The organism is Novosphingobium sp. Sphag1I (assembly GCF_056279125.1).
Genome location: NZ_JBWBQS010000024.1, coordinates 23,267 through 44,654, shown reverse-complemented (window position 1 = coordinate 44,654; position 21,388 = coordinate 23,267). Strand labels below are relative to the sequence as shown.

Sequence of the window (21,388 nt, the reverse complement as noted above, 5' to 3'; positions counted from 1 at the left end):
GAAGCGGGAAACGCCCGCCCGCGTCAGGTCGTGGTCCCGATGCAAAGACACTGCTTCCCATCGGCCCACGCCAAGCTCGTCGCCGCTCTTGGCGGCATGAATTCAGATCAAAACCCGATCAGGCGCAGGGCGATTTCGGCCTGCGTGATCGAACCCAATTGGCGGGCGGTCTGCGCCCAGAGCGAAAGCGGATGACGGCTGGCAAAGTCCTCGTCGCGCTCGATCCGCAGACCGAAAGGCAGGCGAACGGCGGCAATTTCCCGCAGGGAGAAATAGCCCAGTTCCGGGCATCCGAAGCCCAAATCGGCAAGGCCGAAAAGCGTGTCGCCATCCTCGTCAAGTTCGCTGGCCAGCCATGTGGCCGCGCCGCAGGGGTTGAAGAGTTCGAGCAAGGGCACCGGGTCAGGCTCGGGCAGTTCGTCGCGCTGGGCCACTCGATGGCGGGCCGAGTTGACCGCCAGCGCAACGCGGATTGCATCGGGAAGGAGGTTCATGCCGCCGCCCTCCCCTCGCCTGTCGCGTTCAAATCGGACTGACTGGCATCCAACGGGCTGGTATCCGGCTCTCTGGCATCCGGCTGGCCCGCGCGCCCGCCGCTCTTATATTCGGCATGACGGGCCAGCAGCCATTCGGCAGCCTTGCTGGCCTGACTCGCGGCGCGAAAGATCGCCCGATTGTCCTCGCGCAGCACCTCCAGCCATGAGCCGAGATAATCGGCATGGCGCACAGTCGGCACGATGCCCAAGGCCGCGCAAAGAAAAGCCGATCCCATTTCGGCGACAAGCTCCTCGCGGGCATAGTCCTTGCTTCCGAAAGGATTGACAATCTTGCGGTCGAGCCGCGAGGAATGGCCGGTCGAATGGGTCAGTTCGTGGAGCGCCGTGCGGTAATAATTGATCTGTTCAAAAAAGGCCGGTTGCGGCGGCACCTGCACATAATCGGCGGACGGCACATAGAAGGCCTTGCCCCCGCCGATGCGAAAGGGAACGCCGGATGCCGCAATGACTTCCTCGGCCAGCGGCACGATTTCGCGTTCGGGCAAAGGTTCGGGATCGGGAAAAAGCCCCTCGCGCAGCCCTTCGCATTGGGCGACATTAAAGACGGTAAAGCGTTTCAGGAAAGGCACAGAGCGCGCATCCTCGCCGCTTTCATGCGCCCGCGCCTTCTCGGCCTGCGGGGTGAAGCGGTCGGCGTAAACCACCGTCACGCCCTTCTCGCCCTTGCGGACATTCCCGCCCGCTTCCAAGGCCTGTTTGAAGGTGAGCCAGCCCTGCGAGGGATAGGCGCATTCGATCACGCTGCCCCAGAGCAGCAGGACATTAACGCCCGAATAGTTTCGTCCGGTCAGCGCATTATGCGGAAGCGCCGGCCCCAATCCGGAGCCATCAGCCACGCCCCAAGGCTGCACCCAAGGAAAACGCCCCGCCTCAAGCTGGGCAATAATCTTGGCCGTAACTTCATCATAAAGCTGGCTGCGGTTTTCGCCGCGCGGCGCTTCGCCCTCGCGGATGGCACTAATGTTCCTTGCCTGACGCATGGTGTCCTCCTTGCGCCACCCCAAAACCCCATTGGCTTCCCCCGGAGCGGGGGTGGGCGGCACCAGCGCCTGTCAGGGCGGGACCATCGAGCCGGGCTGCACCGGCACGGCCGCAACGCAGTGGAGGAGCCGGGAGGAACGACCGGCTTGCGGCCCGGCGGGGACCGTCCAGAAGGGCGCGCCGCCCACCCGCGCTCCGAGGGGAAGGCCCACAAAAACGCCGCCGCGCGCCCGCGCGGCGTCAACAGCAACCCTACTTGCCTTTGGCCAAATGATCGTCACCCGAAGGGCCGGAACGCATGTCTGCGGTCCGGGGGCGCCAAGGCGCCTTAGAGCGTGGTCCTGCCCGGTGCCACGCCGGGTAGGATGGCCCGAAATTCTAAGTGATCAGGTCCGTGAATGGCCGGCAAAGAACGGATTGCAACCCGGCTGAAGAAGCTTTCCCGATACATCATTGTCGCCTCAAACCGGCTTCCGCCGAAGAGCGAACGAAGAGCAAAGACGCGCGGTCTGGCGATCCATCAATCCCCGCATCTGCCCGACCGCTAAAAAACAGGCTGCTGCCTGCTATCGGCATTCCCGCTGTACGCGACGCCCCCGTTCGGCCCGCTACCGCAGCTCTAGCCGCAGCCATATAGGACCTTGTCTCGACCGGCAGGCTTTGCTCGCCTGCCAGAAAAGCAGCATAGCGCCCCGGCCCGGCATTATAGGCACCGAACAGGCCGGGATAACCGAAGCGGTCATACATCAGCCGCAAATAGAAGGTTCCTGCCATGATATTGTCATGGGGGTCATGGGGATCGCTGCCCAGCCCCAAACGTTCGCGCATGGCGGCCCAGGTCCGGGGCATCAGTTGCATCAGTCCCATAGCGCCCGCCGGACTGGTGATCGCTCGCCCGTTGAGCATGGTCTGCCCCCGGCTTTCGATGGTCATAACGCGCTCGATCCAGGCTGCAGGCACACCGAAACTGGCCGAGGCCTCCTCGATCATCGCTCGCCATCGCGCCTCCTCGCCTGCCCGCGCAGGCGATGCCAGCAACAGCAACAACCCCACCCCAGCCAGCAGTCGCTTCAGCGCGCCCACAGCAGCCTCGCCCGCCCGAGAATGTCGTCACGCGATGTCGGCCCCAGATATCGGCCGTCGAAGGAGGACGGATCAGACGATAACAGGAACACGGCGTCATCGCGTAGGGTCAAACAGCCTTCCCACCACGGCAAGGCGCGCTGCCGCGCATCATGGGCAAGGCGCCAGGCGAGCTGACGGCTATTGACCGAAATGCGCGAGCCCCACGCACAGACCTTATCACCCGGAACGCCTGCAACGCGCTTGATCAGGGGAACACCAGCCGGAATATAGGCCCGGCGATCTGCCAAAGCCCGCCATGCCTCGGGCACTCGCGCCAGAACCGTATCGCCCAAGGCAGGATCGCGCGTTGATACAATGGCATAAAGGCCTACCGGCATGCTCGCCGTCGCATTCCAGACCAGCTTCGGCCCGGGACGCACGGCAACCGTGCCCAGCAGCGGTACAATGAGCACTGCAACGCACGCAAATCGTCGACCAGAGCAAGCGAACCGCTCGCCCATAACTCGTAAAGTCCGTCCCAATTCGAGTGCGCCAGAGCGAACAGCGTCAGGCATGGTGCACCTCGTCAAGACTGCCTGAATGGATCGAAGATCCCGGCACGACGGAGGCCAATGACCAGGCATTGACGTCATCGATATGGTAGAAAATGTTGTGGCCATGGCGGCGGTAGCTCGGCCCCGCCCCCAGCCAACGCATGCGTTCGAGTTGGCGCTTGGACAGGCCGAGGTAGAAACTGGCCTGCCGTGTCGTCAGAAAGGGTCGCGTGATATCCATGATCTGCACTCCGCATCGACTACAAGCGATGGCAGCAGAATTCGCGCCTCTCCGGCATCCTGAGAATCAGGATATTGCCATGATAAATTAGCGGTGCGACTCGCATCTCTAGGAGAAATGAGATGGCTGCCCGCCGACTGGAGCCGTTTTGCCAATCATGCGGTCATGCCCGGGGTGATGGTGCTACCCATTCAACCCAACTGACTGTTGGGTTTCATCAAGAAACGGCTCTGATCTGTAATTGCAGAGCGAATTCCCGACCAGCCCCGGGTCACTTTTCAGCGCCAGTCAACACCCACCTATCAAAACGCCGGAATTTGGTAAATCAGGGCCTCAATCTTAAGCCGGTGCGGTTCACAGCCGGCTAGAAATTCGATATCAGCAGTCCCCGTAGCTGCGCCCCTTGCACATTTCATAGACCTCTCGAAGAGAATAGGGCTTCTTTCCGCTAATAAGCTCGACATGATCGGTCTGTATCGCATAGTAATTTCCTGCAAAACCTATATCCTGACCAACCATTTCCTCGCTACACCATTGCTGGGCATATTCATGCGGTCGCATATCAGGAGTGAATTTGCGGGGAACCCCCATTTCGTCGAGCTGCTTGAAACGCTCTTCTACCGTAACCGGAATATATTCTACAGGGATGCCAAAAACCTCCGCTGTTATTTGCGCAATCTCGCGATACCCCATCAACTCAGGGCCGGTGATTTCATAGATAGCCTTGTCATGCCAATCCGGATTGAGCATGCAGGCAGCCGCACATTGCGCGATATCGCGCTTTGAAACTGGCGCAAGCCTGCCATGTCCTGCCGCCTGAAACCACTTGCCCGTTGCGATGACCGCGGGCGCCGCGAGCGTCGGAAAGACTTCGGCATAGGTCTGGTTCCGCAAGATCGTATAACCCATTCCGCTGTTCTGCAGATCCTGCTCAGTGACGATATGATCGGAAACCGATGGCACGGGGTTCCTCGGATGAATCCCGCCACAGGATGTGTAAACAATGTGCCGAATACCAGCTGCCTTGGCAGCCATGATGGCATTTCTGTGTTCGGGAACCCGTTTGGCGACATCGAGACTACTGATCAGCATCAGCACCTCTCCTCCACTGTATGCCTCAAGAAGGGAAGCAGAGTCTCGATAGTCGCCGTAACGGATGTCCACTCCATTTACCGCCCGCGAAGCCAGTTTTTCGGGAGTGCGGGTAACGAGCGTAATCCTGCCCGGTTGCTCAGTCTGTAAGAGCTGGGCGGTAATTCTCCTACCGAGGTCACCCGACGCACCGCTGATAACCAGTTTCTTCATAAGAAATTCCATTTTTATATATTATTTCAATGACCTATAGGCATAATCTATATTCACACGGTCATTAGACTTTCCGACTTACTGACATCCAGCCTTTGAAGGCTCCTCAAGGCGGGTGTCGAATTGCTGACTTCGCCTTCGCCGCCAACCAGACGCATATTAGGATAGGCCCTGATGAGCGCCGACAGCGCTGCTGGTCCAACCATTCGTGCCAGCATATTGCCAACACACACATGAACCCCGCCTCCGAAGGCGATATGCCGATTGGGCTGGCGCCGGATATCGAAACGCTCCGGCATAGTGAATTTTTCCGGATCGAGATTGGCAGCCGCGATCACCGCAACAACCTGTTCACCCTTGAAAATATCAATACCGTGAATATTCACGTCTTCCTGAGCAACGCGTATATTGCTCAGTACGACAGGGCTACCCAACCGGAGAATTTCCTCAAAGGCACTGGCCTCCGTCGATGGGTCACCGAGATAATCTTGCAACTGATCAGGGTTGGACAGCAGCAGCCGGGTTCCCATGCTGATGGCGGTCTTTGTAGTATCAGTTCCTCCGGCCAACAGGATAGCCGTGGTCACCGCCATATCCCGTTGACTGATTTCGATACCGTCAGATTCCTGAGCTGCGATCAGCCCGCTGATGATATCAAGCTGCGGATTCTTTCGCCGTTTCTCGATCAGATCGTTTGTGTAATCGAGAAGCAGGCGAGTGGACTGGTCCACCTCTTCAAGCAGCGCGTCTGAAGGCAGACTTGGCCCCAACAGCCGAAACTGATCCGCAAGCCACCCGCTAAACATCTCCTGATCTTCGACCGGAACACCCAGCAAGGAGCAGATGACCACACCTGGAATGGTCGCGGCATAATCTGCAACCACATCAAACTGCGCTTTGTCGCGCAAGCTTTCAATGCGCATGGCGATCAAATTATCAAGAAAATCCTTGCTTTTCCGGAGAACCGGAACAGAAAAGCTTTTCTGGACAGCTCCGCGCAGTCCGGTATGGCGCGGGGGATCAAGGTTCGACAGCGTACTGGCCAGAAACCGCAGAGATTCGCTTTTGTCAAACCGTGGATCACGCGCCAGCATCTGCGGCGCGCAAAACGCTGGCGAGCGCAATACCTCGTCGCAATGCACCCATCTGAGCAGATAGACTTGCCCGCTATCCTCGTCGCGCAGATAGGGAACCGTAGCCTGCAATCTGGCATACACATCATTGGGTGTGTGGACGCCTTCGGGGCTGCGAGCGTAACGGAGTAGATCCTGAGCCGACATTTCCATGATACACGATCCTCAAAAATTGCTTTTATTGCGGTAGCTTCGCTTTCGGAAGCGGAGGCAGGCCGAGGATGGATTGAGCGATTTTGTCGCCGATCATCACTGCCGTGCCGTTCGGGTTGCCCGAGCTCTGCACCGGTCCCACCGATAGATCGACGACCCGCAAGCCATCGATTCCGTGGACACGACAATCGCTATCCACAACCGCCATGGCATCAACACCCATTTTGCAGGTTCCCATCGGGTGAGCGGTGGTCTGCGATGCACGCCGATGAAAGGCGTCGATTTCGTCATCTGTCGTCAATTGGAAAGGAGGCACTGTTATCTCGCCTACCACGGTGGCAAGTTCAGGCATTGAGAGATATTCACGCATCATTCTATACCCCCGCCGTAATTCAGCAATATCGAACGGATCGGTCAGGATATTATACTGAATGCGCGGGGCCGCCGCCGGGTCGGCGGAATGCAGGGAAATCCGTCCTCGGCTCCTGGGGTGCGGCACAGCGTAAAGCGCGATCATGAAATGGCCGGCGCCTTTGACAAGGCCTGGAAACCAGATCGAATTGCGCAAGGTCAGAGCACTGATCATAAAACGAACATCGGGCAGCACGGTGCCCTGAGTGGATCGCCAGTTCGCCGCAGCGATCACGGGCATGGCAGACAGTTCGTTGCGCATGCCCAATGCCCAGCGTAAACATTGCCAGGCAAAACGGTCGGCACGGAACGTGCGATGGAAACCCCTAGGTTCCTTGAGCGCCGCTTCGACCACACCAGCAGGCTGATCATGCAGATTTTCGCCAACGCCCGGCAGATCGTGCAACACCCCGATACCATGCTCGCGCAGATGATCGGCCGGACCGATTCCTGAGAGCATAAGCAATTGCGGCGATTGCATGGCTCCGGCAGACAAGATGACCTCGCGCGAAGCGCGCGCCAGCTTGCGTTCGCCGTTCTGGATATACTCCACCCCGGTTGCCCGCCCACCCTCGATGACAATCCGTGTAACCAGCGCGCCAGTCTCAATCGTCAGACTGCGCCGATTCAGGATCGGGTAGAGAAATGCCCGCGCGGTTGAATGGCGCCGCCCATTCTGGCTGACATTAAAGTCGGGAATATGAAATCCCTCGGCATCGGGACCGGAGGCATCGTCAGTCACCGAAAGTCCCATAGAGCGGGCGGCGGCAAAGGCTCTTTCCGTAAACGGATTGGGAACCTGAGGCTGGCGTACGGAGATGTCTCCGCTGGCTCCGTGATAAAGAGTGTCGCCCTTCCAGTGATTCTCGACCCGGCGAAAATAAGGAAGGACAGAGGCATAGTCCCAATCAGGAAGCCCCTGACTGGCCCAGACATCGAAGTCCTTCGGGTTTCCGCGGTTGTAAACACCCCCATTGATGAGCGAACTGCCGCCCAGACCCTTGCCCCGGGGCACTTCCAGTCGGCGCCCCTCCAACCCCGGTTCGGGCTCGCTCTCGAAGCGCCAAGAGGATTTGGGGTGCATGCGCATGGAAATGCCGCCCAGGGGAATCGTGAAACGCGGATCCCGCAGTCGCTGACCTGCCTCGAGCAAGAGTACGCGCCCGCCCTCCGGACCACTCAGACGGTTGGCAACGACCGCACCCGACGAACCCGAGCCGATAACAATAAAATCCCATTCGCTCATCGCTTACTTGTCCTTGCCCATTTGTGCTTCAGGCCGCGAACTTAGGTTCCGGCAGGCCTGTCACACCCAGTTCCTCAATAATGAACATCGATCCATCGAACGGGTCCGCCTCGCGCCCCAGAAAAGCCGGACTCAAGGTCGGAACAAAGAGCTCATCGAACCCCAGCCCCCCGAATGTCACCGAACCGGGCAGTTTCTGGGGAAAATCGACAATTCGATCAATTTGGCCATCCGGATCGAAACGGACCAGTTTGCTACCCTCGCAGATTGCCGACCATAGAAAGCCAGAGGCGTCGACCGTCGCGCCATCCGGGATGCCTCCCAGGTCATGGGTTGTGGCAAATACGCGGCGTGAGCCAACCTTGCCGGAGTCGAGATCGTAATCATAGGCGTAGATGATCTGGCGAACACTGTCGGCATGGTAGAACGTGGCATTATCAGGCGACCAACAGGGGCCATTTGCGAGAATGATGTCCTTGTCGATCATCCGCAATTCGCTCGCTCCAGGATCAAGAGCGAAGAGCATACCCAGAGGTTCCCGCATACTGCGATCACTGGAACCTACGATAAAGCGACCAGAGCGGTCGACCTTGCCATCAGCCAGAACCAGACCCTCATGAAGAAGCGGGCTGCCAGCCAACCACGAGCAGGCCCCGCTGGTAAAATCAAGCGTGTAAACACCATCCGCCAGGGCGACCAGCGCTCCGCCCCCTTGACGCAGCACCATCGATCCGGCTGGCGAGGGCAAGGACCACGACTGAACGGCCAGTGTTTCCGGATGGTAACGCCAGACCGCACAACCCAGAATATCAATCCAGAATAGGGCCTGACCTGCGGCATCCCAGACCGGGCTTTCTCCGACCATCGCCTTTGGCACATCGAGTCGATTGATTTTCAAGTTAATTCCCCTGGCTGAACATAGGATGTGCTGGAGGCTTCCATCTGTCCGCCTCCAGCACATTGAGCTCGATTAGAACTTCTTCTTGATCGAGACGGCCCATTCGCGCGGTCGGCCCGGCATGCCGGAAATCGCACCCGCTCCCGCGCTGGTCAGATCAAATTTCGACACGAAATAATATTTGTCGAACAGGTTTGTCACCTCCGCCGACAGTTCAAGATCGCCGCCATGATTGCGCCAGGTCAAACGGGCATTGGCAAGAGTGTACCCATTGGCGGTTGCATAAAGCGCGGATGGAGAACCGGCGGCAGGCACGGTTGCATTGCCTGCGATGGAACCCTGACGTGCGATATCGAAGCGCGGCGTCAAAGAACCATTGGCGCCAAGCTTGGCTTCATATTGAACCCCAAAGCTCCACTGCGCCTTGGCCACACCGCGAGGCGGCGAAGCAAGCTGGCTCACAAGTGCGGGATTGGCCGAGCAGCCCGAAGTCGCACCGGCAGAATCGACAACCGCCGGAACAACACAGGTCCATTTCCAGTCGAGAACCGAAGCCGAAGCATCGATCTGCAACCCTTCCATGGGCTTGACCAGCAATTCGGCCTCAAGCCCCTTCACGTCGGCATTGCCAGCATTTTGCGGCACCGCGCAGGGGCCAGGGCCACCGAACTGCGGGCAGGAGAGCAGAGTCAGCTGCGCGCCGGAAAACTTGTTCAGGTAAGCAGAGATATTCAGACGGACCTTGCGATCAAACAGGTCGGTCTTAACGCCGATCTCATAGGCGGTCAGCTTTTCCGGACCAAAAGGGACAGCCTGCGCCGCATTGAATGGACGAGGTGCGATGCCGCCGCCCTTGAAGCCGGTCGAAACGGTGGCATAGGCCAGAATTTCCGGCGAGAAGCGATAGTCGATGCTGGCGCGATAGTCGAAACGATTGCCCGAATAGAGCCCGGTTCGGCCCGTCAGTGCCGTACCGTTCACGCCATTATAGCCCGCACCATAAGTCGCCCCGACCGGATCGAGGAAAGCATTAATCGTAGTGCCGTCCAGATTGTAGCGATTGAAAGTATAGGCCTTGGACTCGTGGGTGTAACGCCCACCCAGGGTCACCGTCAGAGCATCAATCGGCTTGATGATAGCCGTTGCAAACCCTGCGCTCGATTTGCTTCGAACCGGATCGTTGCCGATAAATTGCAGCGGGAACACTGGAAGCGGTCCGGTTGGCAGGGCAACGGAGACGTAGCGGATATCCTGCATTGTGTAATAGGTCGTCTTCTCGTCGGAAATATATCCACCGACGGTAAGATCGATCTGGTCGGAAACCTTCGCGTTCAGACGAAGCTCCTGACTGGCGAACCAACTGTTCAGGTTGCTGTAGCCGAAACCGACGTTAGCTGGCGAAAGATCACCGTCATTGCTGAAACTGGTCTTGAACGCGCGGTAGGCGCTGATGGATTGCAGTTTGAGCGCATCGGAAAGCTTGATGTCGATATTGCCGGAAACGCCCCAGCCGCGATAGTCGGTGGTGCTGGGCGCGCTAGTTGCATTGAGCGGCAAGCCGTTCAGCGCCGGGATCGCACCGGCAACGAACGAGGCAGCCGGCTGACCGCTGGTTGCATAGTTACAGTAAGGCCCGCAAATGAACCGGGAGTCGTAGGGTAGGCCGTTGGACGTGCGCACGTTGGGATTCGTATTATTTGCATAGAGCAGAACTTCTGCCGAAGCATTGCGCTTGTCGTGAATGTAATCCGCGCTGACCATGGCATCGATCATGTCGGATGGGCTGTAACGCAAAATGCCGCGCACTGCCTTATAGCCGACATCGCCGTCCTTGCTCACCACGCAATCACTGGTCCTCACAACCGCCGGAACGCCGCTCGAGGGGTTCTTGCAGCCGTAATCGTATCGGGTGACATAGCCATCCTGATCGGCGAAAGTCCCGGAAATGCGGCCGAAGAGCCCCGGAGCCACCGTGAAATCGGCACTGCCGCGCAAGTTGATACGATTTCGGATGCCATAGGTTGCACTCAGATAGCCACCCGTTTCGCCACTCGGCTTGCGCGAAATGAACTTGATGGCCCCGCCTTCCGAATTGCGACCGGTCAGCGTCCCCTGGGGGCCGCGCAAGATTTCCACACGCTCGACATCGAGGAGATCGAAATTCGCACCGGTCAGTCGAGGATAGTAGACATCGTCGATATACAGACCAACGCCAGGCTCGAGCGCAGGGTTGAAGTCAATTTGCCCCATGCCTCTGATAGTTGCCGAGATCGCCGGCCCAAAAGCCGCAGTGGTTGGCCTCAGGACAACGCTTGGAGCCTGATTTGCGACATCGGTCAAACTCGTCTGACTGCGCGCCTCAAGGGTCGCTGCTGTCACAGCGGTGATGGCAATCGGCGTGTCCTGAAGTTTCTGCGAACGGAACTGCGCCGTCACGACGATTTCCGGCGCGGTTGCACTGGCAGCAGTACCACTTTGTGCGAATGCCTGCGTCCCGGTCATAATGGCCAGAACGGAGACGCTTGCCGAAAAAGAAATACGAACAAATGATTGAATTTTTTTACCGCTCATTTTAGCTCTCTCCCATTTTATTTGTAAAAAATAGTCAATACTATCTGTCGAATTTTTCCACTAGGCGATTGAATATCGTAACCCCCTTATCCGCCGAAATTGGCATCATTTTTCTATTAGGGTCGGTATCGATTATTCTTTGCTGACTTTCGATCATGACCTTGTCTTCTTCGAAGGCCATTTTTGTGACCGCCATCATCGCGTCACGCAGCGTTTCGTCGCCATGATCGCGCCGAGGGCCGGTGGAAAAGAAGTAGCGCGCCTTTTTGCGCCCAACGGGAGTGACCGCCTGGCTTGTGACTGAAACTGCGCCAATCGCATCGGCGAAGTCAGGCTCACCCATGTTGCATTGACGCGCAGTTCCGGTTTTGAAGACGCCCTGCTTCATGATGAGAATTCCGGGAACGAGATAACTGTAGCTCATCCAACCATCGACCAGATCCCCGGTACGGCGGCCGACCGGCCCCGGATTATCCGTGAGCCAGCGTTCGAACCGAACGCCATTTTCCAGAGGAACTACTTTGGGCAATTCCTGGGCAAAGACATTGCCAGCCCCGAAAGATTTTTCGTGAACGTAAGTTAGGTGGCTAAAATCAAGTAAGTTGTCGTTGATGAGCTTTGCCTCGGCCTCATAGTCCAACTGGCCATGACCAAGCAGATATTCGGGATCATCAAGCCCCACTGTAGCAGGAATTGCGGCGGCATCGGCCCGCTCCGGATCCCCCATCCATACCCAGACCCAGCTATGGCGCTCCACACAAGGGTAGTTTCGAACGCGCGCTTGCGCGGGAATTAGATCTTGCCCCGGAATCTCGGTTACCTGTCCTGTCGCATCAAACAGGATGCCGTGATACATGCAACGCAGTTGCCCGTTCTCGCAACGCCCCAAGGAAAGCGCAGCGTGGCGGTGAATACAACGATTTTCCAGCGCAGCGATTTTTCCGTCATTTCTACGAAAAAAAACGATTGGTTCACCAAGAATAGAAATCGAGTATGGCTGACCTTCTGAAATTTCATCCGACCATCCGGCAACATACCAGCAATTGCGAGCATAGACTGGCTCATGATCTTTAACCGTCATCGCCGCTTTCCTTTCACTATTCTATTTTACGTGATGAATCTTCTGCATCAGATCACCGCGCAGGATCATCACCGCGATCGCACAAAGAACCATCGGAAAAATCAAAAGGCCGATGACCATTTTGAACGATGCATGCGTCGCAATTAAATGAGTCAAAATCATTGGCCCCAGGATCGAACCCAGCCGCCCCATTCCCCCGGACAGGCCCATCGCCGTGGCGTGGATGGATGGGGGATAGAGTGACGCGACGAGAGACCCGAGCGCGAGCTGGCTGCCGATAGCGCCTGCCCCAATCAGCAACAGCAGCAGTAGCCAGACAACCTTGGCCTCAGGCGCATTCGCCAGAATTGACAATGCGATAGCCGCAATGACGAAAGCAGCGGTCAAAGCGGGCGCGGCTTTGCCCTTGTCGGATACCCACGCAAGCAGCAATCCTCCCAGCACACTGCCCAGTGCGAGAAGCCCGGATGCCCTCTGCGCGTCACCGCGAGCCCAACCTGCCAGTGACAGCAAAGTTGGAAGCCAGTTGATAAGCGAATAGGTTGCCAGAAGACTGACAAAGAAAATTCCGCATATCAGCATCGTTCTCCGCCGGAGCGCGGAGGAGAAAAGAACAGCCGGAGATCTGGGTTCAAAATTACTCTCACTCCGAGACGCCCGCTTCCTTCCCTCGCCAACCACCGCTCGCGTCGCAAGCAATCCGGTGATGGGCAGCAGGGGAAGAAGTGCTCCCAGATAAAACAATCCCTGCCAGCCAGCCACTTTCTCTAGACTTGGCGCGGACATTCCGGCGAGGAACGAACCCGCACCGGCCGAGGCGGCAATGAGCGTCAAAGCGAATGTCCGGCGCTCCGGCCGTACAATGCTCGCTGCCTGCGCCAGGGTTACGGGCAGCAAAGCTCCAAGCCCCAACCCAGATACAAAGCGCCAGCCTGACAATTCAATGGGCATCTCGACCGAAGTCATTCCCAGAGTTGACAGCGCGATGGCAAGCAAAGCTACAACCATCGCCAGCTTGCGCCCGAAACGATCAGCAAGTGGAGCCAGCATGATCGCCCCAACAGCCATTCCGGTGACCCCAGCAGTAATGACGACGCCGAAATTTTGCGGCGGCAATCCGGTGGCCTTGGCCAGCGACGGAATTGCCAACCCCATTGTCTGCACATCGTAACCGTCGATCAGGATAGCTGCCGCGCACAGGACAAGATGCAGACACTTGCTCAAAGCGGTGCCTCCGCTCTGGCAATCGTCGCCATCGCGGGCGCGATGACCACGGGATCGAGAAATTCTCCGCCAGCCATGCCTGAGCCATCGCCGGCAGCCTGCATGGCTTCCATCTGAGCCAGCACCATACGTGCACGCTCCAGTTCGGCAGAGGTCGGACGATAGGCCTCATGCACGACGCGTACCTGCTCTGGCGCCAGCACGAGCTTGCCATCGAAGCCCATCATCGCGCCCCAGCGTGCATCCTGTGCCAGGGTCGCATGGTCGTTGATGATCGGCCAGGGCGCATCCAGCGCCCACAAGCCATAGGTCCGCGCGGCGAGAATGATGCGTGCGCGGTGGAAATGGAACAGGTCCCCCGGATAGAGAGACCGGTCCATAATATAGGCGGCGATATGCACACCAAGCGATGCACTCAGGTCGCCAATCGCAAAGCCCAGTGCTTCGATATTGGCAGAGCAGGAGGCGAGCCTGTCGATATTGGTGAGAGCCTGGGCCGATTCGATGCCAACGACATAGCCGATCGCATTTTCGAATCCTGCCATGGCACGATGGCGGCCAATTTCCCCATCCAGCCATTGGATCTCATCGACAGTTTCGGGCTTGGACAGAAAGATAGTGTCGAGCTTTCCACCGGCTTTGCCAACGACTGTCGCGATATCATCCGAGGCAAACGGGCTCGACACGGCGTTGATACGCACCGCCTTGGCCGAACGCCCCCAGATATCTTCGTGCAGCATTCTGACGATGGATTCCCGCGCTTCCTGTTTGCGTTCGGGCGCGACCGTGTCTTCCAGATCAAGGCAGATCAGATCAGCGTTGCAGGTCTGAATGCGCTGCCGGGTTTCAGCTTCACCCAGTGTACCGGGAATAAAAATCGTGGTGCGGCGAAGTTTCATCGCAATGCCTTTCTGTTTCAGACCCGAAGAATTCAGGCGCGATCTGCAAACTCGTACAGCGCGCGCCGCACCGGGGCGAGTGCGGCAAATGTCGTGCCGCGGGCGGCAACATCGGCCAGCAGGCTTTCGACCTTGGGCTGAATGAATTCTTCCAAATCATTCCAATGCAAGGGCCGGGCAGCATCGGGCGCTCCCAGCGCGGCCTTGCGAGCTGCGACATAGAAGTCTGACGTCCCCGGCGAGAGAACAGCTCTCGCATCATAGGTCCCTGCATTCAGCTTGGAGCGCAATTCAACGGCCTGAACGCCGCAAATGAGCGCAACAGTGAGATAATGCTCCAGGACATCCAGAGATTCCCTAGCCAGATTGGCGCTGTTCATCGCCTGACTGTTGATATTCTGGTTGAACTGTTCAGCATGAGTCGGGAATCGATCAACGATAGACTGTCCGTAGAAGCTGATCAGGGGCATCATGGAATTGCCGCCGATTTGCAGCGACTTGAGCCCGACATTGGTGCCCAGTTCTACGTTGCCCACCAGCGAAGCGCTGAGGCCGTAAGAAAACTCCGGCGTCATCAACAAAGCAATCTGAGTATCGATATGCTTGGCGAGAAGGCCGATGAAATAGCGCAGCTGATCCATCGCAACGCCGGTGTATTGGGCCAGGAAGTTTCCTGTATGAAAAATCTCGCCTCCTACAGGATCGATAAGCGGGTTATCATTGGCGCAATTGGCTTCGACGGCGACCTGTCGGGCCGCATTGGTCAGCCCGTCTATGATTGGGCCGAGATATTGCGGAAGACAACGCAGCGAATATCGATCCTGGATCAGCTTCCCAAAGCGCCCTTCGCGGTCTCCGGCGGCCTCATTGCGAATGATCTTAGACCCCTGAACCAGCTCAAGCATCACCTTCGCCGTCCATACTTGCCCTGCATGGGGCTTCACCTCATGAATGAACGGGTGAAAGCTTTGATCTGTCGACAGCATGGCTTGCGCGAACAGCGCATGAATACCCAGCGCCAGACTGGCCAGATCCAGAGCCCGTGCACAGGCGTTCGCAGCAACGCCAGTGCAGGCACCGGTCCCATTGTTGAGTGCCAGCCCCTCCTTGGGCTCAAGTTGCAGCAGCTCAAGCCCGAGGCGAGCCAAGGCAGTGTGGCTGTCGAGCGTTTCCTCGCCGCAATCGACCAAATAGGCCGGATCAAGGCCAAGCACCGCACCCGCGATATAGGAAAGCGGCACAAGGTCACCCGATGCCCCAATCGACCCGCGCTGAAACACATGCGGATGCATGCCAGCATTCAGGAAAGCGACGTAGCGCTCGATGATCTCCAGACGAATGCCGGATGCCCCTTTAATAAGGGAATTCGCCCGCAGCAGCATGGCCGCGCGAACATCCGTGACTGGAAGGCGAGGCCCGGTCGTGCTCTTGTGCTGCCACAAGGCCAGTTTCTGCACATCGGCCAATTGTTCGGGACCGACATAAACATCCGCCATTCCGCCAAATAAAGTGGTCACGCCGTAGATCTGCTCCCCCCGAGCAACGCCATCCTGAATGACTTTGCGTGAGGCAGCCACACGTTGCAGAACAGCGGGATCATTGGTGATCCGGACTTCCGCGCCCAAGGCTACTGCCTGAATATCGGCAATGGTCAAACCCTCGCCAGAGAGCGTAATTGCCATCGGTCCTCTCCTTTTATCGTTGATCACATAATAATGCCATTTTACGGTCATTTCCTGCTTTTCTGCGACCATAATTCGACCTATCTGGTCATGTTGATTCACATTTACCCAAAAAAAGGGCACTATATGACCGACGAGCCAAGCCGCCTAAATCTTCAGGATCGCAAGATTCTCAAGGCGCTACAGGAGGACGGCCGGTTGACGAATGTCGCTTTGGCCGAAAAAATCGGCATGTCGCCCAGCCCATGCCTTCGAAGAGTGAAGCAACTGGAAGATTCCGGGATCATTGATCGCTACACAGCGGTTCTTGACAGGAAGAGATTGGGCCTTGGAATTATGGCTTATGTTGAAGTGAAAGTTCCTCAGATTTCCGGAAGATCTATTCTGGAAGAATTCAAGGAAGCCGTCATCAAGGAGCCGAGCATAGTGGCATGCTTTATTACGGCGGGCCAATTTGACTTTCTGCTCCGGGTTGTTGCCCGCGATATGGATCACTATTCCAAATTGGCGCAGGAAGTGTTGCTTCGCCTGCCTGGCGTTCAAGATATGCGCTCCAGCTTTGTTCTTGGCGCATTCAAGGACGATACAAAATTGCCGGTATAGGTATTTCGACATTCGCGGACAAGACAGGCGACCATCTGCCAACGCTCATGTGACTGTCGATTTTCATTTCTAACGAGACGGCGCACTGTCGTTATTTCGCTAAGCCTCTTATGGCCAAGGTTCGCGGCTACAGAGGCGCATCATCCAAAATATTCAGGATTGATCGAACTGAATTCTCCAACCAGATCCCTACCCATCGCAACTTGCGACGCTTCCGAATGCGCCATTGGCAAAGCAATACGCAGCCAATGGCGCCCAAGACCTGCCAAATGCTCGTACAATGGTGAGCCTGTCAGCATGGTGAGCCGGAGTGCAATCCAGCCCGTGGTCGCCAGTGACGCGAGTTGAAGAAACGGATAGGCCACCGCCAATGCATTGGCCTTGCTCAAACCTCTGGCACCTTCTTCCAGCAACGCTAACAGCGCCACCATTTGCCGCCCCGCATAACTTTCTCCCGCGCTAGCCAGATCACTTCGTACCTTGCCAACGAAGGCAGCCATGGCCCGTCCTTCATCGCCCAGCACGCGGCGCATGGTCAGATCCAGCGCTTGCATACCGCTGGTGCCCTCGTAAATCGAGAGCACGCGCGCGTCGCGCAGATACTGCTCGGCGGGCCACTCCTTGGTATAGCCGGCACCACCCAAAACCTGAATCGCTTCGCTTGCGCAGCTAAAAGCCGCTTCGGCACAAAAATTCTTGGTGATGGGCAACAACCACGCCAGAAGGTCGCCCGCTCCGGCCTTGGCATCAAGATCAGGCTCGTGCGCCTGAAGATCGGCCATCAGCGAGGCGGTCAGGACCAATCCCCTGACCACCTCTGCCCTTGCTCCTAAATTCAACAACTGGCGCTGCACATCACCGTGCTGATTTATGGGGACAGGCAAGCCCTCCCATCCCCCGCCCTGACACCTTTCCAAACTATAGCGCCAGGCCAATTCCGCTGCGGCACCTGCAATTCCGGCTCCCTGACTGCCGACTGAAAGGCGCATGCCAATTATCATCGTGAAAAGCTGAGAAAGCCCGCGATTCAATGTGCCGATTAGCCAGCCTTGTGCCTGTTCAAAGCCCATTTCACAGGTTGGTGAGCCATGCAGCCCCAGCTTTTCTTCAATACGTCGTACAAAGACACCATTGCTCCGCCCATCGATAATATTGGGGACAAGGAAGAGACTGAGGCCGGAGGAGCCGGCCGGAGCATCAGGCGTGCGAGCCAAAACCATATGGCCAATTCGCTCGGTCAATGGATGGTCGCCAAAGCTGATCCACATTTTCTCGCCGGTCACAGCCCAAGTATCATCTGCATTTGGGCGAGCCAAGGTGCGCAATCGAGGAACATCCGATCCAGCATCGGCCTCCGAAATACAAATCGTCGCGCCCCAGCTTCCATCGACCAGACGGGGTAGCCATTCATGCTTGATCGGCTCGCTTGCGTATTTGCCTATAACGCGCGCCGCGCAACGAATGGGCGTGGACAACATACCAAATGCAATGCCCGCGCGGTTGAACATCTCTTCGCAAGCCGAATGCAACAGCATGGGCAAGCCCGCGCCGCCATATTCGACCGGACCATCGATCGTCGTCCAGCCGCCTGCCACAAAAGCGGCCCAGGCCTCGGCGTGATCAGTCGCGAGGTTCACCCGCCCATCTGCTAAAACGCATCCCTTTTGATCCGCACGGCGGTTGAATGGGGCCAAAACATCTTCGGCCAAGGCAGCGGCAGCTCCGACCACCTCACCCAACATCGCCTCATCCAAGCCCGCATCTGGAAATAATGCACTCAGGCGACCAAATTCCGGGATAGCCAACATTTGAGCCACGACAGCCGTGGCGGCATCACTATAGCTCAACGAAGCCTCCGTACATTTTTGATGAGCCGCCCGCCGTCAGCGCCGCCTGATCTCGTCGGGATTAAAGGTCAGATCGATTGAACGGCGCTTGAGCCGACACAGTCCGAGGATGAATTCAACAGGTCTTTTAATGGCAGGGTGACATCGGCCAGTTGCGCCAAACCAGGGTGGGCTCCCGCCTCAACAAGCTTGCGCCCTTGAACGTAGTCCTTGACCATGTTGACGCAGTCCAGCGCGATGACCTTGCCTGACTTCAAATAGATCACCGAAAAGGCCCGCGTCGCCGGATCACCGCGCAGAACGGAAGTGTCATAACCCAGCGACAAACCAGCGGTCTGTAACTTGAGGTCATACTGGTTCGACCAGAACCACGGGAAGGCACGATAGGGCCTGTTCTCGCCCATGATGTGCCTGGCAACGCAGGTGGCCTGATCATTGGCGTTCTGCACCGATTCCACGCGCATCACCGCCCCTTCGGCGAAATCGCAGGCAAAGGCAGCGCAATCGCCCACAGCGTAAATGTGCGGCAACGAGGTGCGGCAAAACTCGTCAACCTCGACGCCATTGCTCCCATTGGCGCCAGCCTCGATGAGCGGCGCAACGGCAGGGATGATGCCGATCCCGACAATCACCGCATCCGCAGCGATCACCTCGCCGCTGGTGAGTTCCACGCCGGTTACGCGGGTCTCGCCCGTCAGGCGTCTGATGCCGACATTGGTACGCAGATCAACGCCATGTGCCCGGTGCTCGGCCTCGTAAAAGGCGGAAAGTTCAGATCCGGCGACGCGCGCCAGCACGCGTGGCAGGGCTTCGAGCAGCGTCACTTTGCGACCCAGCTTGATGAGAACCGCCGCCGCTTCCAGACCGATGTAGCCGCCGCCGACCACGACGAAATTCTGAGCACCAGCATCAATTTCGGCCATCAGCGCATCGGCATCGGCGCGCGTGCGTACACCGTAAACACCGGGCAGATCGCCGCCCTCTACCGGCAGGCGGCGCGGATCGCCACCGGCGGCCCAGACCAACCTGCCATAGGCGATGGCCGCTCCATCCGAGAGCGTGGCGACATGCGCGATAGGATCAATTTTGACCACTTCACGACCGAGCCGCATCGTGATGCTTTTGTCTTCCCAGAACTGGGGCGGACGGATGTAGAGCCGTTCAAAACTCTTCTCGCGCGCGAGATATTCCTTGGAAAGCGGCGGGCGCTCATAGGGCGGTTCGTTTTCGCGGCCCACCATCGCGACGCTGCCTTCAAAGCCGCTCTGGCGCAAGGCAATGGCGCATTGCGCGCCTGCATGACCGGCGCCCACGATCAAGACGTCAGAAAAGTTTGTCATCCCTAAACCTTCCGTCAGTCGGCCGGAGCAATTCTGACCCGGATCGCGTCGAGGTCGTCCGTCAATTGAACCTGACAGGAAAGGCGCGAATTTGGTTGCCGGTACTCGCTGCTATCCAGCAAATCATTTTCGTCGTCGCTTAATCCTTGTGTCAATGCACTCGGACCAGCCTCGATGAAGACATGACAGGTGGCGCAGGAACAGCAGCCGCCGCACAAGGCCAGAAGATCATCGAAGCCATTGTTACGCAGCTCTTCCATCAAACTGGCACCGGCATTTCCGATAATGGTCTTTTCGGTGCCATCGAGGCCGACGACATGAATGTTCGCCATTTGTAAGATCCTTAAGTCTTGAGACGCTTTGCATGCCATGCGACATGTTCGGCCATGAAGGTTGAGATGAAATAATAGGAATGATCGTATCCGGGCTGCATACGGATCGTGGCAGTCATGCCTGCTCTGGCACAGGCCATGCTCAGCAAGGACGGCTTGAGCTGATCGACGACAAAGACATCCGCATCACCCTGATCGACAAGCAAATCGGGCAAACGCGCTCCATCCTCGATCAGTGCGCAGGCATCATATTCGCGCCACGCCGCCCGATCAGCCCCCAGATAGCCGGTCAACGCCTTGTTGCCCCATTCGCAGTTCATCGGGCTGGCGATCGGCGCAAAAGCACTGATGGAACGGAAACGATCAGGGTTGCGCAGCGCCACGGTAAGAGCGCCATGCCCCCCCATCGAATGGCCGGTTATGGCCTGCCGCCCCATGTCGGCTGCGGGAAAATGATCCGCGATCAGCGCCGGCAGTTCATCCTCGATATAGGATCGCATATGGAAATGCTCATCCCATGGCGCCTGCCTGGCATTGACATAAAAGCCTGCCCCCTTGCCGAAATCATAGGCTTCATCATCAGGGACAACCTCGCCTCGCGGCGACGTATCCGGCGCGATGAAAATGATCCCATGCTCGGCGCAGGCTGCGCGGAATTCGCCCTTTTCCGTGACATTAGCATGGGTACAGGTCAGCCCCGAGAGAAACCAGAGAACCGGTAATCTTGTGCCGGACGCATGGTCCGGCACAAAGACCGAAAAGGTCATGGGCGTTCCGGTGGCGGTGCTGTGATGCGTGTAGACGCCCTGCGTGCCGCCATGGCTCTTGTTGGTGCTGACCTGCTCCATATGGCCCTCTGTCAGACGAAGGTGTAGGCGCAGATCTTGTTGCCAGCCGGATCGCGCAGATAGCCGGCATAGGCGCCCGGCAAGTGGCTGCGCGCACCAGCGGCGCCTTCATCGGTGCCGCCGGCGGCCAGACCGGCGGCATGGAAGGCGTCAACTTCTGCCGGGCTGGCGGCGGCAAAACCCAGCGTTACCCCATTGCCCGAGGGAGCCTCGCCATTGCCCGGCTTGAGCACCAGAAAAGCCGGTTTGCTCTTGCCGTAGAGAACCACGGTTTCGCCAAAAGGCCCGAGGTTTTGAATGCCCAGCGGAGCCAAAGCAGCGTCATAGAATGCCGTCGAAACAGCGAGGTCATTCGCGCCAAGGCAGGCATGCGAGAAGACGTCATCACCAGAAATCACCGGATCAGCCATTACAATT

The 21,388-nt window shown here is 57.8% G+C and carries 20 protein-coding genes; 1 reads left to right on the top strand and 19 read right to left on the bottom strand.

Features of this window, described 5'->3' with window-relative positions; genetic code table 11:
- Nucleotides 1-107 precede the first annotated feature (107 nt).
- The 14 genes from ACZ9HU_RS20570 to ACZ9HU_RS20505 form a co-directional block, all read right to left on the bottom strand.
- A complete protein-coding gene (locus ACZ9HU_RS20570; protein ID WP_476107760.1) occupies nucleotides 108-494 on the bottom strand; it encodes a DUF2958 domain-containing protein in 387 nt (128 codons plus the stop codon).
- Nucleotides 491-1,537, bottom strand: coding sequence for an ArdC family protein (locus ACZ9HU_RS20565; protein ID WP_476107759.1), 1,047 nt, complete (start codon nucleotides 1,535-1,537; stop codon nucleotides 491-493). Before ACZ9HU_RS20565 ends, ACZ9HU_RS20570 begins: the two co-directional genes overlap by 4 nt.
- A gap of 451 nt (nucleotides 1,538-1,988) precedes the next feature.
- Nucleotides 1,989-2,612: a lytic transglycosylase domain-containing protein gene (locus ACZ9HU_RS20560; protein WP_476107791.1), complete on the bottom strand. Its 624-nt coding sequence runs from the start codon at nucleotides 2,610-2,612 to the stop codon at nucleotides 1,989-1,991.
- Entirely contained in the window at nucleotides 2,609-3,076 is a 468-nt protein-coding gene (locus tag ACZ9HU_RS20555) for a S26 family signal peptidase (RefSeq protein ID WP_476107758.1), read from the bottom strand. The genes ACZ9HU_RS20560 and ACZ9HU_RS20555 overlap by 4 nt, the downstream gene beginning before the upstream one ends.
- Nucleotides 3,077-3,170: 94 nt before the next feature.
- Nucleotides 3,171-3,398: a helix-turn-helix transcriptional regulator gene (locus ACZ9HU_RS20550; RefSeq protein WP_476107756.1), complete on the bottom strand. Its 228-nt coding sequence runs from the start codon at nucleotides 3,396-3,398 to the stop codon at nucleotides 3,171-3,173.
- A 378-nt stretch (nucleotides 3,399-3,776) separates the two neighbouring features.
- Nucleotides 3,777-4,703, bottom strand: coding sequence for an SDR family oxidoreductase (locus tag ACZ9HU_RS20545; protein WP_476107755.1), 927 nt, complete (start codon nucleotides 4,701-4,703; stop codon nucleotides 3,777-3,779).
- 53 nt (nucleotides 4,704-4,756) lie between these two features.
- On the bottom strand, nucleotides 4,757-5,989 hold the full coding sequence (locus tag ACZ9HU_RS20540; RefSeq protein ID WP_476107753.1) for a cytochrome P450: 1,233 nt from the start codon (nucleotides 5,987-5,989) through the stop codon (nucleotides 4,757-4,759).
- 25 nt (nucleotides 5,990-6,014) lie between these two features.
- On the bottom strand, nucleotides 6,015-7,646 hold the full coding sequence (locus ACZ9HU_RS20535; protein ID WP_476107752.1) for a GMC family oxidoreductase: 1,632 nt from the start codon (nucleotides 7,644-7,646) through the stop codon (nucleotides 6,015-6,017).
- Between the two features lie 28 nt (nucleotides 7,647-7,674).
- Nucleotides 7,675-8,544: an SMP-30/gluconolactonase/LRE family protein gene (locus ACZ9HU_RS20530; RefSeq protein ID WP_476107751.1), complete on the bottom strand. Its 870-nt coding sequence runs from the start codon at nucleotides 8,542-8,544 to the stop codon at nucleotides 7,675-7,677.
- Between the two features lie 72 nt (nucleotides 8,545-8,616).
- On the bottom strand, nucleotides 8,617-11,115 hold the full coding sequence (locus ACZ9HU_RS20525) for a TonB-dependent receptor (RefSeq protein WP_476107750.1): 2,499 nt from the start codon (nucleotides 11,113-11,115) through the stop codon (nucleotides 8,617-8,619).
- Between the two features lie 40 nt (nucleotides 11,116-11,155).
- Entirely contained in the window at nucleotides 11,156-12,196 is a 1,041-nt protein-coding gene (locus ACZ9HU_RS20520; protein ID WP_476107748.1) for an aromatic ring-hydroxylating dioxygenase subunit alpha, read from the bottom strand.
- Between the two features lie 21 nt (nucleotides 12,197-12,217).
- Nucleotides 12,218-13,420 carry an MFS transporter gene (locus tag ACZ9HU_RS20515; RefSeq protein WP_476107747.1) on the bottom strand — a complete coding sequence of 401 codons (1,203 nt, stop codon included), beginning with the start codon at nucleotides 13,418-13,420 and terminating at the stop codon, nucleotides 12,218-12,220.
- On the bottom strand, nucleotides 13,417-14,319 hold the full coding sequence (locus ACZ9HU_RS20510) for an HpcH/HpaI aldolase/citrate lyase family protein (protein ID WP_476107745.1): 903 nt from the start codon (nucleotides 14,317-14,319) through the stop codon (nucleotides 13,417-13,419). Before ACZ9HU_RS20510 ends, ACZ9HU_RS20515 begins: the two co-directional genes overlap by 4 nt.
- A gap of 32 nt (nucleotides 14,320-14,351) precedes the next feature.
- On the bottom strand, nucleotides 14,352-16,073 hold the full coding sequence (locus ACZ9HU_RS20505) for an aromatic amino acid ammonia-lyase (RefSeq protein WP_476107743.1): 1,722 nt from the start codon (nucleotides 16,071-16,073) through the stop codon (nucleotides 14,352-14,354).
- A 54-nt stretch (nucleotides 16,074-16,127) separates the two neighbouring features.
- Between ACZ9HU_RS20505 and ACZ9HU_RS20500 the strand changes: the two genes are divergently transcribed.
- Nucleotides 16,128-16,604, top strand: a complete 477-nt coding sequence (locus ACZ9HU_RS20500) for an Lrp/AsnC family transcriptional regulator (protein ID WP_476107742.1) — start codon at nucleotides 16,128-16,130, stop codon at nucleotides 16,602-16,604.
- A gap of 140 nt (nucleotides 16,605-16,744) precedes the next feature.
- Here the strand turns inward: ACZ9HU_RS20500 and ACZ9HU_RS20495 are convergent, their stop codons facing one another.
- From ACZ9HU_RS20495 to ACZ9HU_RS20475, 5 genes are all read right to left on the bottom strand, one after another.
- Nucleotides 16,745-18,451 carry an acyl-CoA dehydrogenase family protein gene (locus tag ACZ9HU_RS20495; RefSeq protein ID WP_476107740.1) on the bottom strand — a complete coding sequence of 569 codons (1,707 nt, stop codon included), beginning with the start codon at nucleotides 18,449-18,451 and terminating at the stop codon, nucleotides 16,745-16,747.
- 68 nt (nucleotides 18,452-18,519) lie between these two features.
- Nucleotides 18,520-19,791 (bottom strand): NAD(P)/FAD-dependent oxidoreductase, encoded by a 1,272-nt coding sequence (locus tag ACZ9HU_RS20490; RefSeq protein WP_476107738.1) that lies wholly within the window; start codon nucleotides 19,789-19,791, stop codon nucleotides 18,520-18,522.
- Nucleotides 19,792-19,805: 14 nt separating this feature from the next.
- Nucleotides 19,806-20,123 carry a 2Fe-2S iron-sulfur cluster-binding protein gene (locus ACZ9HU_RS20485; RefSeq protein WP_476107737.1) on the bottom strand — a complete coding sequence of 106 codons (318 nt, stop codon included), beginning with the start codon at nucleotides 20,121-20,123 and terminating at the stop codon, nucleotides 19,806-19,808.
- Nucleotides 20,124-20,134: 11 nt separating this feature from the next.
- On the bottom strand, nucleotides 20,135-20,971 hold the full coding sequence (gene fghA, locus ACZ9HU_RS20480; RefSeq protein ID WP_476107736.1) for an S-formylglutathione hydrolase: 837 nt from the start codon (nucleotides 20,969-20,971) through the stop codon (nucleotides 20,135-20,137).
- 11 nt (nucleotides 20,972-20,982) lie between these two features.
- Nucleotides 20,983-21,381 (bottom strand): VOC family protein, encoded by a 399-nt coding sequence (locus ACZ9HU_RS20475; RefSeq protein WP_476107735.1) that lies wholly within the window; start codon nucleotides 21,379-21,381, stop codon nucleotides 20,983-20,985.
- Between the last annotated feature and the right edge of the window lie 7 nt (nucleotides 21,382-21,388).